12 protein-coding genes are annotated in these 14,593 nt (G+C 34.6%); 6 read left to right on the top strand and 6 right to left on the bottom strand.

Annotated features, from left to right (window positions below):
• The first annotated feature begins 2 nt into the window (after positions 1-2).
• Positions 3-1,985 carry a DUF2779 domain-containing protein gene (locus AC6I5C_RS02305; RefSeq protein WP_497903759.1) on the top strand — a complete coding sequence of 661 codons (1,983 nt, stop codon included), beginning with the start codon at positions 3-5 and terminating at the stop codon, positions 1,983-1,985.
• Here AC6I5C_RS02305 and AC6I5C_RS02300 read toward each other — a convergent pair.
• Positions 1,940-2,377, bottom strand: a complete 438-nt coding sequence (locus tag AC6I5C_RS02300) for a DUF6557 family protein (protein WP_497903758.1) — start codon at positions 2,375-2,377, stop codon at positions 1,940-1,942. The two genes, AC6I5C_RS02305 and AC6I5C_RS02300, sit on opposite strands and share 46 nt — an antisense overlap.
• A gap of 146 nt (positions 2,378-2,523) precedes the next feature.
• On the opposite strand from AC6I5C_RS02300, the gene AC6I5C_RS02295 reads away from it, so the two are divergent.
• The 5 genes from AC6I5C_RS02295 (at position 2,524) to AC6I5C_RS02275 (ending at position 6,097) form a co-directional block, all read left to right on the top strand.
• Positions 2,524-3,018, top strand: coding sequence for a YqiA/YcfP family alpha/beta fold hydrolase (locus AC6I5C_RS02295; protein WP_497903757.1), 495 nt, complete (start codon positions 2,524-2,526; stop codon positions 3,016-3,018).
• Between the two features lie 227 nt (positions 3,019-3,245).
• Positions 3,246-3,659, top strand: a complete 414-nt coding sequence (locus tag AC6I5C_RS02290; protein WP_497903756.1) for a hypothetical protein — start codon at positions 3,246-3,248, stop codon at positions 3,657-3,659.
• The gene (locus AC6I5C_RS02285) at positions 3,649-3,990 is read left to right on the top strand and encodes a cyclic-phosphate processing receiver domain-containing protein (RefSeq protein ID WP_497903755.1); all 342 of its coding nucleotides are present in this window, start codon (positions 3,649-3,651) and stop codon (positions 3,988-3,990) included. Before AC6I5C_RS02290 ends, AC6I5C_RS02285 begins: the two co-directional genes overlap by 11 nt.
• A gap of 111 nt (positions 3,991-4,101) precedes the next feature.
• Complete coding sequence (locus AC6I5C_RS02280; protein WP_497903754.1) at positions 4,102-5,217, top strand: Fic family protein; 1,116 nt, start codon at positions 4,102-4,104, stop codon at positions 5,215-5,217.
• A gap of 211 nt (positions 5,218-5,428) precedes the next feature.
• Positions 5,429-6,097 (top strand): hypothetical protein, encoded by a 669-nt coding sequence (locus tag AC6I5C_RS02275; RefSeq protein WP_497903753.1) that lies wholly within the window; start codon positions 5,429-5,431, stop codon positions 6,095-6,097.
• A 17-nt stretch (positions 6,098-6,114) separates the two neighbouring features.
• Here the strand turns inward: AC6I5C_RS02275 and AC6I5C_RS02270 are convergent, their stop codons facing one another.
• The 5 genes from AC6I5C_RS02270 to AC6I5C_RS02250 are packed head-to-tail and all read right to left on the bottom strand — an operon-like array spanning position 6,115 to position 14,590.
• Entirely contained in the window at positions 6,115-6,543 is a 429-nt protein-coding gene (locus tag AC6I5C_RS02270; protein ID WP_497903752.1) for a hypothetical protein, read from the bottom strand.
• 1 nt (position 6,544) lies between these two features.
• Positions 6,545-7,273 carry a M48 family metallopeptidase gene (locus AC6I5C_RS02265; RefSeq protein WP_497903751.1) on the bottom strand — a complete coding sequence of 243 codons (729 nt, stop codon included), beginning with the start codon at positions 7,271-7,273 and terminating at the stop codon, positions 6,545-6,547.
• Positions 7,263-10,301: a type I restriction endonuclease subunit R gene (locus tag AC6I5C_RS02260; protein ID WP_497903750.1), complete on the bottom strand. Its 3,039-nt coding sequence runs from the start codon at positions 10,299-10,301 to the stop codon at positions 7,263-7,265. Before AC6I5C_RS02260 ends, AC6I5C_RS02265 begins: the two co-directional genes overlap by 11 nt.
• Positions 10,302-10,309: 8 nt before the next feature.
• Positions 10,310-12,760, bottom strand: a complete 2,451-nt coding sequence (locus AC6I5C_RS02255) for a GmrSD restriction endonuclease domain-containing protein (RefSeq protein ID WP_497903749.1) — start codon at positions 12,758-12,760, stop codon at positions 10,310-10,312.
• 9 nt (positions 12,761-12,769) lie between these two features.
• Positions 12,770-14,590, bottom strand: a complete 1,821-nt coding sequence (locus AC6I5C_RS02250) for a DUF262 domain-containing protein (protein ID WP_497903748.1) — start codon at positions 14,588-14,590, stop codon at positions 12,770-12,772.
• Positions 14,591-14,593: the final 3 nt, after the last annotated feature.

The following is a 14,593-nucleotide window of genomic DNA, read 5'->3' as shown; positions in this document are numbered from 1 at the left end:
TTATGACTACAACCAACCAAAGGTATTTAACCAAATCACGCTTTAAACTGGCATTAGATTGCCCTACAAAATTATTTTATACCCGTAAACCAGAATATGAAGACCAAAGTGAAAGCGATCCCTTTCTAGAAGCCTTGGCAGAAGGAGGTTTCCAAGTCGAGGAATTGGCCAGAATGTATTATCCAGAGGGCATCGCCATTCTTGGAGACGATTGGAATTATGAGCTATTGGTTCAAAAAACTGCAACACTGCTACAACAAGAGAATGTGGTTATTTTTGAAGCCGCCTTTTTATATGAGGGCCTATTTATACGGGTGGATATTTTGGAGAAAAAAGGAGACAAGGTCCAACTTATTGAAGTAAAAGCGAAATCCATAAATGGCCTAACTCACGACAGCTTTATTGGAGCAAGGGGAGGCTTAAATGGTGAATGGACTGCCTATTTGTATGATATTGCCTTTCAAAACTATGTCATCCAAAAAGCTTATCCAGAATGGCAAATCAGACCATATCTAAAATTGGTAAATAAAGATGCCATAGCTTCTGTTGACGGGATTAATCAATGCTTTAAAATCAGTAAAAACTCTGATTTGAGAACGGGAATAACTAAAAAAGAGGGTTTGACCTTAGAAGATTTGGGCACTCCTTTACTAGCCAATATTCCTGTTCAAAATGAAATTGATTTGATTCTTGGCAGCAACCCTTTGTTTGATGGTTTGACTTTTGAAGACACCGTTATCCACTTTAGGGACCATTATCAAAACGACGTCAAAATTAACCAGCCTATTGGACATCATTGTAAGGGGTGTGAATTTTACACAGAAACTCCAACCGATACCCATAAAAGCGGCTTCCATGAATGCTGGACTTCTCAAACACAGCTCAGGCCATCACAGGTAACCCAACCAAAGGTCTATGACGTTTGGAACTTTAGGGGCGCTAAAAAAATTATGGAAAATGGCACTTTGTTTATGGAAGATTTACAGGAATCTGATGTTAATTTGAACCTCGAAGCTGGTAAAATTTCCAATAGCGAACGGCAATGGATCCAAATTGTCAAAACACAGGAGCTGAACAAAGACCCTTATTTTGAACTAGACGGTTTGAGGGAAGAAATGGCTACTTGGGTTTACCCTTTGAACTTTATCGATTTTGAAACTTCTATGGTAGCCTTGCCATTTACAAAGGGAAGACGTCCTTATGAACAAACGGCTTTTCAGTTTTCACACCATATGGTATATGAAGATGGTAGCGTAGAGCACAAAACGGAGTATTTGAATGCCCAAGTAGGTGTGTTCCCAAATTTTGATTTTGTAAGGGCTTTAAAGGCGGCTTTAGAAACAAATAGTGGCAGTATTTTTAGGTATCATAATCATGAAAATACTGTTCTTAACCAAATCTATCTACAACTGGAGGATTCTGACGAAGCAGACAAGGAAGTACTCCAAGGTTTTATACGGGATATTACGCATACCACAGGAAGTAATCCAAATTCATGGAGTGGTGAACGGGATATGATTGATTTGTTTCAAGTAGTGAAAAACTTCTATTATGAACCAGCCACCCAAGGATCTATTTCTATCAAAGCGGTGTTGCCAGCTGTTTTAAATTCCAGTGACTTTTTAAAGGCCAAATACTCACAGCCACTTTCGGATATAGAAGTGAGCAGTAAAAATTTTAGTAAAGACCACGTGTTTATTACCCTTGAAAATGGTAAGGTGAAAAGTCCGTATAAAACCTTACCTCCTTTATTTGACAACTGGAGTGATGAGGATTTGGAAACCTTGGTATCCGACATGGGAATGATTGCCGATGGTGGGGCCGCTTTAACAGCCTATAGTAAGTTGCAGTTTGAAACCATGATGGATCAAGAACGTGAGGCTATTTCCAAAGGTCTCTTGAAATACTGTGAAATGGACACCCTTGCTATGGTAATGATTTATGAGTATTTTTTATCAATTACATCTGAACCTTTTATAAATTGATCAAACTGTTCTTTAATTTTTGATTGAGAAAAGCCATAAAATGTCATTTCGTAGAGACAAAAGCTAATAATTTCCAGTTCATTGAACTCAGATAAAGATTTTGTGCTAATATTCATGCCTAAGCATTCCTGCCATGGCACAAAATCTAAAGCCCAATTTTCTTTGTCTGTAGGTTTTATACTGTAAACATCGACAAATTCTTCTTCTGGGGTACAAACTCGTTCCAATATAATGGTGTCCTTACTTGGAATTGTTTTCATTTTTTGAAGTTTGGAATAAACAAATTCGTAAGCTTTTAATTGATATGTTCTATTTTCTTTTGAAAATAGTTCAATCAAAATAGGTTTGACATCTATCCATTCGTTTTTGCTTATAAGTTCTATAAGTTTCATAATTATTTATTTTGTAGTAAAGTAAATTCTTTACTCCGTCAAATTGTGTCGGACATAAATTTAAGGTTAGTCCGACATGTTTTGGCGAACATATGTTTCACTTTTGTATCAGTAAAAGTTAATGACATTTTAAAACAAATTTCACTATGAACATATTATACCTACACGGACTTAATGGTAGTTTGAGTCCTGAAAAACGAACTATTTTGGAAAGTTATGGGACTGTATATTCGCCATCAATTGATTATGAATCGGATCCTAATAGTATTTTGAGTATAGTTGAGAAGTATCAGGAAATAGATATTAATGTGGTTATTGGGAGTAGTATGGGAGGTTTTGCAGGTTATTATATTTCCAATGCGTTACAGCGACCAGCACTATTGTTTAATCCTGCCATAGCTCATCGCTCGGTGCAACAATTAGTTCCTGAAATGGAACAGCAAAAGAGTAATTTCAAACAAATTGTGTTGGGGTGTGCAGATGAAGTAGTGGACCCGAGGGAAACACTTCGGTTTTTGGCTAATACCGTGGATTTGCAACCAGAATATCAGATCCATCTGCGTAACGATCTCGCACATCGGATACCGTTGGAGGTTTTCGAGGAGGAAGTGAAAGTGTTTTTTGGACAGTTATGTTATTAAGTGAGTAGTGTCCTTCTGCAAGTTTATGATAATGGAGTAGAGAAAAGTGCGCTTATTGATACAATTTCTCAATAAGAAGGAATAATGAAAATGCGTAAAATGTAAGGAAAGCAACGGTGCTCTTTTTTTTTCTAGTTGCGGGTAATTGGGACTGAAAACCTTAGGAGTGAATTTATATATTAGTTTTTATGGTTAAGCATTTTGAGGACCTCACCTCTTTCGAAAAAATGGAACGTCTATTTAGTTATGACTTTATTAAAGAAAGCTTTTTTAAGTGTGTGGCCCCAAAAGCGGTCTTGGATAACATTACAGTGGTTCCTGGGAAACAATATTCAGACGGAAACGAGGATATTCCTTTGGAATATTTCCAAATTAATTCTTCTAATGTTAGTATTTTGTTTTTTCTTAATACTGATGTTCGGTTGCAACAATTGGTTGGAGAAAGAATACCGTATATTAGACAGCGTAAACTTATTGCTGTGGCTCAAAATCAATTGCAACCAGATCTATTGAATTGCGAGATTCGCTCCTTCAGCAAAATTACTTGGAGAGTGGCAATGTTAAAGGATGGGATGTCCTTACGGAATCAGTTTCTGATTGCCATGGAAGAACTTTTGGATGATTTTCAAAATGAAGAATGAAAAACTATTTTTAGATGATGTCAGGACGGTGGATATGGTCTATGACGAGGAAATGGTAGCTAATTTTGATATTGTACGGACTTATGAGGAATTTGTAGGCTATATCATGACAAATGGCTTACCTGACTTTATAAGTTTTGACAATGATTTAGGACTGGATGACCATGGTGAGGTTGCCCCCGATGGATTGGCTGCGGCCAAATGGTTGGTTTATGAGTCAGGGCTTGACTTAAGAAATCTTAAGTTCAAAGTTCATTCTGCAAACCCTGTGGCTGCTGAGCAAATTAGAGGACTTCTAACAAATTATATCTCCTTTTTAAACAAAATATAAAGGCCAAATGGTTTCACAAATGTGAAGATTTATGTCTTTTGAGCTAAAAAAAGATATTTTATAGCTCAAATTTTGACTATATTTGAGCTATAAAGTTGTAAAATATAGCTCATGTCACGAAACATTTGGAATTGGCAGTCTAAAGAATGGCCTCATTTTAGCTATGATGAAGACGCCTTAAAAGCATTGGAACTTCAGTTTTCTAAAAATATAGGCATTGTTTTGGGAGCTTTTAGGCATGTTAGTGACGGTGAACGAGACCAGTTTATAATTGAAGTTTTATCTAATGAAGCCCTTAAAACATCTGAGATAGAAGGGGAGTACTTGGATAGAGATAGTATACAATCATCAATTAAGAGGAATCTTGGCTTAAGCGTTGATAAAAAGAGAGTGCCTCCTGCGGAGTTTGGTATTTCTGAAATGATGGTGGATCTCTATAGAAACTACAGTGATACACTTACACATGAATTATTATTTGATTGGCATAAAATGCTTACCAATGGCAGACGTGATTTAATCGATATTGGAGCTTATCGTACCCATGAAGATCCGATGCAAGTGGTTTCGGGACGGCTGGATAGACCAACGGTCCATTTTGAAGCGCCACCATCTGATGAAATGCAGAAAGAAATGACGCAATTTGTAGATTGGTTCAATCAAGTGCATACGCTAGGAAATGAAACTTTATTACCCCTTGCCAAAGCTGGGATTGCCCATTTATATTTTGTAAGCATCCACCCATTTGAAGATGGGAATGGACGTATTGCCCGTGCATTGGCAGAAAAGTCTATTTCCTTGAGTATTGGACAGCCCGCCTTAATTACCCTTTCCAAAACCATTGAAGCCCATAAAAATGCCTATTATGATGCTTTAGCTAATAATAATAAAAGGTGCGAGGTTACGGATTGGCTACTCTATTTTGGCCAAACCATTTTGGATGCCCAAGAGGACACACTCAAACTTATTGACTTTATCATTGAAAAGGCTAAGTTCTTTGATAGGTATTCCAAGCAAATCAATGAACGCCAATTAAAAGTCATCAACCGTTTGTTTGCTACGGGTCCACAAGGTTTTATAGGAGGGTTAAGCGCAGAAAACTACACCCGAATTGCGAAAACATCAGCCTCCACCGCTACACGTGACCTCAAAGACTTGTTGGATAAAGGTATTCTTTTAAAAACTGGAGCTTTAAAAGGGACTCGGTATTGGTTGAATATTAAGTACTAATATTTCAAATAAAAGGTTAAATAAGGTTTAATTTAACCTTTTATATTCTGCATTCAGTGAGTACAATGCTCAAAGTGTGAATATATCTCTTAAAATCTAGACAGGAAGAATTCGATATTTGCAGGTATTATCCATGTATTTGTAGGTTAATTCACCTTTGGGTTCAATAAAATTTGATACTTTTAAGTGGTAATACTATTGGTCTGCAAATATGAAAAACTTAGATACCCAAATAGAGATTATTGAAGCCTCTCATTTAAAATCAAAATTGAAGGAGATAGATGGCGATCAAAATGATCGTATTCGTTTGCATAGGGCTATAAGTTGGCTGAAATGTTCCGAAGAGCAGCATGATAATCCAGATTTAAAATTTATAACTCTTTGGATTGCTTTTAATGCTTGTTATGCCCACAGTGATGCTCATGGTAATACGCTATCCGAAAAAAAGCGTTTTAGAGGTTTTATCAATAAGTTAGTAGAGTTCGACAAGGATGAAAAATTCTTTCAATTGTTGTGGTTTAAATTTTCAGGTCCAATACGATTACTGATCGATAATAAATTTGCTTATAAGCAATTCTGGGATGCTCAAAGAGGGGAGAAGGTAGATTGGGAAACTCTTTTCAAGCGGTCCATAGTAAATTCCAGGAACTATTTGGCTCACCAGCAGGTATCTAAATTATTGGAAGTTGTTCTTGATAGGCTCTATACGGTCCGCAATCAGTTAATTCATGGGGGTGCCACTTATCAAAGTAAATTAAACCGTTCGCAGGTAAATGATGCCAGTCAAATTTTGGAATTTTTAATGCCTATCATCATTGATATTTTAATTACTAACCATAAGGAAGACTGGGGGCAAATAAACTACCCAATTGTGGAATGAAAATTGTTTTAAGGGCTTTAAATTTCTTTGTTCCAAAGAGGTAATTTATTATTTTTTAAATGTAAGAGGGCTAGTAACTTTTCTTCCAAAGGTCTAGGGATATCATAATTGTGATGCCCATGAGTTACATACCAATTAACAATTATTTTGTCAATGCCATCTTCTTTCATTTTCAGTGGCCAAGATTTGCGACGAGCCTCACCAAATTGTTTGCCTTTTACAATTCTGCCTCTTAAGCCATCTTTTCGATGTATAATTTCTCCAGACCGTCCTTCTCGTCCTGATATTCCTATATAAATCAGGTTGTCAAGTGTAACCTCATTGGCGAAAATTATGTATAGTCCGCTATTAATTCCTTTAGGAATATTGCAAACGCTATTTAGGTTATCCGACTGCAAAAACTCAAAACTTCCTTGATCCTTATATTTTTCAAAGTATTTAAACATCTTAATATCCCCAATCGTTATGAATGATAGGCAAACTGTTTAATTCGTCTCGATAAAGCCTCCACTTAGGCATGAATTCATTCATTAGTTTGATGAACCTATCATTATGATTTCTTTCATGTAAGTGTACAAGTTCATGTACTAGTATATACTCCAAACAAATTTGAGGTTTCTTAGCTAACTCTAAGTTTAACCAAATTCGTTTTGCATCGGTATTGCAAGCTCCCCATTTGGTTTTCATTTGCTTGATACCCCAATCATTGGCTTGTACACCAATAATATGTTGCCATTTCTCTATAAGTTCAGGTAATTGAAGCTTTAATTGTTTTCGGTACCATTCCTTCATCACCTTAGATTTATCCTCTCTGGCAGCTCCGCTTTTAATTTTAAGAACTATTGTTTTTGTTCCTGAAAGCTCTACTTTACTGTAACCATCATGTTCTATAACCTCAAGGATGTAGCGTCTCCCTTGAAAATAATGACTTTCCCCAGAAACATAATCTCTAACTGTTTCCCGAGCTTGCTCCTGAAAATTCTTGACATGTTTTTTTATCCATGCTAGTTTGCTTATAGCAAATAATCTAAGGACTTCTTTGTCTGTTTTCTGTGGTACAGCTAACCTTATTCTTCCATGAGGAGGATAGACCGCGAGATGCATATTCTTGATGTTTTTACGTACCACATCAATCTCAATATTTGCTATTTGTAATGTTTCTTCACTAGTACTCATTCTGGGCTTTTATAATATCCATCAACTCCATTACTTTTTGAGGGTCTTCAACAACCTTACTTATGGCTATTCGAAGCTTTTTCTCTTTAATGCCACCATCTCTCCAACCGTCTAGTTTATTATAGTTAACGGCTTCATCCAATAATACTGTAAGCTCTTCATCATTGTCTAAGTTATCATAAAGAGCTTGCTTTGCTCTTGTATCAATTGATGATGGATAATTGGAGCTAGATGATGGGGTAACTATTTTATCAGCCAACTCTTTTATCTTCTCCAAGTATTCTTTATAATCTAAAGCTTCTTGATTTCTCAAGGCAATGATTTCATCTAAGAGTTTAGACATTTTTTCATAATACTTCGGATTGGTTTGAGCTTCTTCATTAATTACCTTTCTTACATTATTTTCAATGGTCTCTGCTACGGCCTGTTGTTTGCTGTTTCTTTTTCCTTCAGGACTGGCGTCTACTTCAGCACCAAGCTTAACAATAAGTTCTACCAAGGTTTTATTCTCAAAATCCGATATCTTTTTACTGGCGTTGGCATTCAAATACATATCCATCAATTGACGCATACCAGGTTCAAACCTTTTAAAGTCTAAATAATCTCCACTGGCTTGTTTTATGGTATCCCTTAGATCTGAATAATATTGGACTTCCTCTTTGATTTTAGCAGCTTCTGCAATAGTAAACCCAAGCTTTTGCATTTCATTGGCTACATTGGAATATGCCCTAATTAATGCCACCACTGCTTTATAAAGTGTCGCTCTTTTCTCTTCTGTTGCCTTTATATCATTTGGGTTTTCCGTATTCCCACAGAAATATCTAATAAATGAGGGTTCATCTTTAGGATGCACAGGTTCACACATGGCTCTTACAACTTCCAAAGCCGTTTCTAACCTTTCCTTACTTTCTTTATGCCTATCTTTTAATAATCCCTGTACATCTTCTTCATCAAAATTATCGAATACTTCAGAGGTATAATCCGTAATGGATTTCTGGAGGCTTTTAAAAAGGTCTTTATAATCTACAATATAACCGTACTCTTTGTCTTCTGTGTCCACTCGGTTAACACGGCAAATCGCTTGAAAAAGGCCGTGGTCCTGCATTTTCTTATCAATGTATAGATACGTTGCCGAAGGGGCGTCAAAACCAATCAAAAGCTTGTCTACCACAATGAGCAGTTTCATTTTGTTAGGCTCTTTGATAAACTTTGCTTTAGCTTCTGATTCAAATTCTTCAGTGGTTTTACCATTTAGCATTTTGGTATACACCTCATATTTCAAAAGCTTATCGGTAGGATTATCTTCTCCTGTTGCTTCTCCTTTAATATGTGCATGATGGGGCTGATATGAGGTAATAATAGCACATTCCTTGAACCCACTATTTTGAAATAACTCATAGTACTTACAGGCCTGATAAATAGAACCCGAAACTAACATGGCATTGCCTTCGCCTGTTGAAAGTCTAGGTTTTATTTTAAAATCTTTTATGATATCGAATACCACTTTTTCAAGCCTAGATTTTGAACCCAAAACCTTTTGCATGGTGCCCCAACGCTTTTTTAGCTCCACTTTGGCTACATCTGTTAAGCCTTTTGTTTCTGCATCAAACCATTCATCAATACTTTGCTGGTCTGTAACAAATTGCTCTACATCTCTGGCCTCATACAACAAATCCAAAACAACACCATCTTCAACCGCTTCATCAAACTTATAGGGGTTGCCAATATATGGTCCAAAAACCTCTATAGATTTTTGTTTGTCTTTTTTAAGTAGTGGGGTCCCTGTAAACCCAATAAATAATGCCTCTGGTAAAATCGTCTTCATGGCGTCGTGAAGTTTTCCAGACTGTGTACGGTGACATTCATCTACAAAGACATAGATATTGCCTTTTGCTTTAAAATCACTCCCCAAATTTGCTTTAAGATCTTCTATGTAGGCATCATAATCTCCTTCTTCCTGTTGTCTACCAAACTTATGAACCAAACTACAAACCAACATCTCTGTTTTATGATTCAATACATTGATTAAATCCCTGCCGCTTTTGGTTCTGTAAATACTCTCATCTACACCAGTATATAATTTTTCTATCTGGTCATCCAATTCTTCACGATCAGTAATTATGAGTACCCTACTATCCCTAATATTCTCACGAATCCATTTGGTTAGCCAAACCATGGTTAATGATTTACCAGAACCTTGGGTATGCCATATAATCCCTCCTGTTTTTGTATGGATGTTTTTTTGGGTTGCTTTAATACCAAAAAACTGATTGGGACGGCACAGCTTTTTGGTGCCTTTATCGAACACCACAAAATCATGAATTAACTCTAGAAAGCGCTCCTTTTGGCATAGCAAATACAGATGCTTATCCAACAAATAATCAAACTCTCTATCGGACTCTTCTTTCCACTTTAGATAATATTTCTCAGAAGTTTCAATGGTTCCATACCTAATACCCTGAGTATCGTTTCCTGCCAAAACAAATTGCATGGTGGTAAAAAACTTTTGAATAAACTCAGGCTTTTGATTATCCAGGTTTTGCCTGATGCCTTCCTCAATGCCTACTTTACTGCGCTTTAACTCAATAACACCTAATGCAATGCCGTTTACATAAATAACAATATCTGGACGTTTTGTATACGTTCCTTTTACTGTTACTTCTTCAGCAATGGCAAAGTCATTTTTATCTACATTCTTCCAATCAATTAACCAAACGGTTTCCTTGGGCTGACTGAGTTCTTCTCTTACGGATACCCCATATCTTAGTAATTGATATACTTTTTTATTTGCCTCATACAAGCCGTTTCCTAAATTTTTAGCTTGAGAAACCAACTCGTCGACAGCTTTATTAGCTAATGAATTACTATAGCCTCTTTTGATGAGGTGTTTTTTTAGAATTTCCTCTTCAATGGGTTGGTTGCGAACGTCATCCTCCCAATCACCTAAATACTCGTAATTCAAAACATCCTGGAACATTTTGACTACCCGATTTTGAGATTCTCTTTCTGGCTTTCCGATTAAATTCATTGATAAGCTTATTTTACAGGTAATTGACTAAAGAAAAGTTTAATATGATCTAATAATACAGGGATTTTGCAGTCCTTTTTCCAAATATTAAATTCATCTATAGAATATAGTTGGAAAGGATTGCTTTCTAGTATATGGATTAACTGATCTGGATATTTAAATTGTATTTGATCTGTATTATAAAAGGATATCTCAGCCTGTTCCTTGTTAAAGCTAATTTTCAATTGATACTCAACTTTTTTGAAGTTAAACCCTTCAAAAATGATATATGATTTAAAATCATCTGCTTTCTCTTCAGTTGAATAGGCTATAGTAAAAGGAGTCTTATCAAGCGATTCTATGTGTCTTAAATAATAATCATGAACAATCATTTCTTTATGCTTATGATTTCTTTGAGATGCATTATACAGCAGTATATTATCATCTTCCTTGTAAATAAATCCTTGACTACAATACTCCAACAGCCTTGGATTTTCAATAAAATATTGCCTCCAATCGGAGATTTGGGTTTTGCTAGTAATAGCTGAAAGGGATTTTTTTAAATCACTAGATTTAAATAGCTCATCATCAAAAAGCTCTTTTAAATAACTTCTCTCTTTTTCATACTCTGTTTTGCTATATCTAAGTAGTCTTTTCCAACTGTAGTCACGAAGATTTTTACTGGTACTTAAAAAATTCATTCTGTACCTGGAAGCATTTACTAAGTAATTACCTTTGCTCAATACAGCTCTTTCTAAATTATATTCTGAGTTTTCATCGGAATTAAAGAAGTTGAAAACAGCAACGCCTCTTTCTTTATAAAAATTAAATTTCTTGTAATATTCAGTATCTTCCTCAATGGACCAGTAACAATTGTTATTGCTTTCAAAATATTTGATAATCCCAGAAAACTCCAGTAAAAAACCTATTTGACCTTTAAAATAACTATGTTTTTCAGCGTCTTTAATTGTTGTTTCCCAATCTGGATGCTTTAATATAAGATGCGCTTTAATGCGTTCTTCTAAGATTTGGGCACCTACATAAAATCCTATTTTTAAATCCTCGGAAATTAAGTGATTTAAAATACTGTTACTTTTAGGTAGTAAAGACAGCACTTCTTTTAAGCCTTTTACATAATCCGAGGTAGTATCGAATTCCCGATTTTCAACCAAATTATAAACAACCCTTAACCATTCTTTTAAACTTCCATGATTGCAATTAGGTTGGTTTAAAAACTCGATAAAAGCATAAAATAGAATTCTCTGTTTTGCTGAAGCTTCATTTTTAAAAATGCTTTTTAATAACTCGTCTTCGCTAAAAAAAGAGGAATTGAAAAAACTGGTTTCTTGGTTAGATAAAATATCCAGAGCATCAATTAAATTCAGTAACGCCTCTTTGGTAAGTGCATTCAAATTTTTAAATATGCTAAATGTAAAATTATCTGTATAATCTGCTCTTTTTTTTGCAATAGCTGAACCAATCAAAAATTCCAGGTTTGGATCCTTTTCGTCTTTTGTATTTAATGCATATTGATTGGTAAATATTAAACGAATGAAATTCAGGATTTCTGTGTCAAAGTTATTCTGTTGTTTGTTTCTGTGTTTCCAGAAAAAATCTGCCCATTTAGTATCAATTTTGTACGAAAAATAATCTTTTGTAGATACCTGTGTTGTTAAATCATTATTTAAGTTCAACGTATATAGTTTGTTGTCCCAGTCTATTCCTTCAATATATTGTTCAAGTTTTGCTTTAAAATTTTCAAAATCTGTTAAAGGTTTACCTCTTGCATTCATTTTTAGATACAAGTCATCGGTCAGTGAAAATTTTTGAAGGTTTAAAAATAAAAAGGTGATTACAGGATTATCTGTATCTATTAATTTATAATAAAAATCAGGATGATCGAAAAACTTATCATGAATAGCATCCAGCATTACTAGCATGGACTGTATGGTTAAATCGTATTTCCAAGAACTAAAATACCACACATTGTTTTTAATAGTTTTGGATAAACTGTTATTTTTTTCTTGATCGGGTTCCAATAAATCTTCTAGGTCAATGTCATTGTTGAGTAGGGCATCACAAAATTCTTTAGAACTTGTTCTAGTTTGATAGGTAAACCTGGATTCATTGTTATGAAGCATTACTTCTTTGAAGGCTTCTAGATTTTCGGATCTGAGTGCTAAATACCAATGTAAGAGGAATAGAGTAGTTAAACGTTGCTGTCCGTCAAGTGGTGTGAAATTTTTGGTTTCACCATTAGTAAGACTTCCATACACAAAATCTAAATCTCTGTTTGGTTTCCCTTCTTCCAAATATTCAAATAATGCATTTAAAAAGCCTTCTCTTACTTCAAATTTGCTCTTTCGACCTTGAGCATAATCTCGTTGTATAATAGGAACTTCAATGTCTAAGGAAGATTCTTTAAATAAATTATAAAAGCTGGTTCTTTCTGCTATTTCTTTACTTGCTAAATTGTTCATGGGCTTGTTTTAATTTAGATATTTGGATAATACAGATTTTATGGCTTTTAAATAGTCTTTTGCGTCATCATCGCTCCAATACATAATTTCGGAAAGGTTAGTGCTATAGGACTTTAAGAATACATTTTTAGTGCAAATTGGTACAAACACACCTGTCATATCATTTTGAATAATGGTATTCCTTTTTATAGGGAACATGGCGTTGCCATAGCTTCTGTTTGTTTTGGCATCAAGTAGAGCTAAATTGTTTATGCCGTCTTTATCAATAGGTTCATTTTCTTCCTTAAAAGCTTTTTTTACTTTGTCATAAAGCTTAATAAACTCTCCATCTGTAACTTTTTCTTTTTTCAACAGCTCAGTAAGTTCATTAATAATGTCTTGCTGAGAGGTTTGTTGAATTTTATTGAAAGTTTCAGATTGCCATAAATTTCCAGTTAAATACTCGTAAATATCCTCCATCCATTTTTTTCTTTCATCAGAGGCAATGGTTTTGTCTGTTTGAGAACGGATATGCTCAATATCCCAATTTTCAGTTTTAAAACGGTGGAATGGGAATTTAATATCGGTATCGTTTGTTGTTAATATAGTCTGTATGTTAAATAACAATAGAATTTTTTTGATAACGGGGTCTCCATAAGACAGGTTTTCCAATTCAAAAGATTCTTCCTCGTTTTTGTGTTTCGGAATAGCTACACTCTTTACTAAATCGTGTAACTTATCTTTAAACTGAAGTTTTGTCTTTGTTTCAGAATACGTTTTGATACTTTTTATAGACGTGTTAAACGTTATTAAGTATCCAATTAAATGGAATAATTCCCTATCGTTAAACCATTCATCAAAAGTTAAGAAGTACTTCTTTATGTCAAGCCATATTTTACGAACATCTGGTTTATGGTCTGCCGTTTGAATCGAGGCAAAATCCTTTTGAAATTCATAAAAGGTATAATGTAATTCGGCATCAGCAGGTTTGTTTTTCATTAAATCGAAAATATATTCTATTCTATTTTCGTAATGGAACCCTTTTTTTGGTGTATAAATGAAATACCAAAATGCATCATTTTGTAATTGCTTTTCAATAGCATCCCATTCAGATGCGATTTGGATTTGCTCTAAACTTGCCTCAGAGGTATTAAAATTATCCCTTTTTAGAAAAAGAGCCTTTATCAGTTCAGCATTTGTTAAGGGAATCTTACCTATGTTTAATCTAGTAAAAATGTCTATTGCATATTTATTAGAGGTGTTTTCTTCCGTAACATCATACCAGATTACCTTTACATTTTTACCAGTCTTGTTATCATTTAATAAGGTTGTTAAGAAGTTTATTTTTGCGGTACCATCTTTATCCGTAAACCAGTTTTTTACAGCTGTATGGACTTCGCAAAAATGAAAATAATCTATATTTTCTTCTTGCCTCTCAACATTAATGTTGTTTAAAAATGAGGAACTTTCTTTTCTTGTTTGGTAATGAATTTGGTATTTTTCCTTTCCAAAAAAAGCTAATCCTTCTTTTAAAAAATCAAGAATTATAAAAAGTGTTGTTAAACGTTGTTGGCCATCAATCACCTCCCATTCGAATTCTTCTGTTTTTGGATTAAGATATTTGGATACAACAATAGGTTGCAGGCAATAAAAGGCATCTTTAGTCTGATTCTCTGCATTTGCTCTAAATTCCCAAATATCATCTAATAATTGTTGTACTTGAAGTGCTTTCCAACGATACCCTCGTTGATAGGAAGGGATAAAATATTGTTGTCCAAGCAGATCGTTAATGGGTTTAAGTTCCAGGTTTATTTGTTTCAATTGTTTTGTGGTTGGTAAGTCTATTTCCATATT

This window comes from Mangrovimonas sp. sgz306409 (genome assembly GCF_059735265.1).
Note: the sequence above shows the minus strand (reverse complement) of the source record. Positions and strands in the feature narration are given on the sequence as shown.

What these genes read in the sequence shown, in the direction of transcription:
- AC6I5C_RS02305 (WP_497903759.1), top strand. Translation starts at nt 3, where the DNA reads ATGACTACAACCAACCAAAGGTATTTAACCAAATCACGCTTTAAACTG.
- AC6I5C_RS02300 (WP_497903758.1), bottom strand. Translation starts at nt 2,377, where the DNA reads ATGAAACTTATAGAACTTATAAGCAAAAACGAATGGATAGATGTCAAA.
- AC6I5C_RS02295 (WP_497903757.1), top strand. Translation starts at nt 2,524, where the DNA reads ATGAACATATTATACCTACACGGACTTAATGGTAGTTTGAGTCCTGAA.
- AC6I5C_RS02290 (WP_497903756.1), top strand. Translation starts at nt 3,246, where the DNA reads ATGGAACGTCTATTTAGTTATGACTTTATTAAAGAAAGCTTTTTTAAG.
- AC6I5C_RS02285 (WP_497903755.1), top strand. Translation starts at nt 3,649, where the DNA reads ATGAAGAATGAAAAACTATTTTTAGATGATGTCAGGACGGTGGATATG.
- AC6I5C_RS02280 (WP_497903754.1), top strand. Translation starts at nt 4,102, where the DNA reads ATGTCACGAAACATTTGGAATTGGCAGTCTAAAGAATGGCCTCATTTT.
- AC6I5C_RS02275 (WP_497903753.1), top strand. Translation starts at nt 5,429, where the DNA reads ATGAAAAACTTAGATACCCAAATAGAGATTATTGAAGCCTCTCATTTA.
- AC6I5C_RS02270 (WP_497903752.1), bottom strand. Translation starts at nt 6,543, where the DNA reads ATGTTTAAATACTTTGAAAAATATAAGGATCAAGGAAGTTTTGAGTTT.
- AC6I5C_RS02265 (WP_497903751.1), bottom strand. Translation starts at nt 7,273, where the DNA reads ATGAGTACTAGTGAAGAAACATTACAAATAGCAAATATTGAGATTGAT.
- AC6I5C_RS02260 (WP_497903750.1), bottom strand. Translation starts at nt 10,301, where the DNA reads ATGAATTTAATCGGAAAGCCAGAAAGAGAATCTCAAAATCGGGTAGTC.
- AC6I5C_RS02255 (WP_497903749.1), bottom strand. Translation starts at nt 12,760, where the DNA reads ATGAACAATTTAGCAAGTAAAGAAATAGCAGAAAGAACCAGCTTTTAT.
- AC6I5C_RS02250 (WP_497903748.1), bottom strand. Translation starts at nt 14,590, where the DNA reads ATGGAAATAGACTTACCAACCACAAAACAATTGAAACAAATAAACCTG.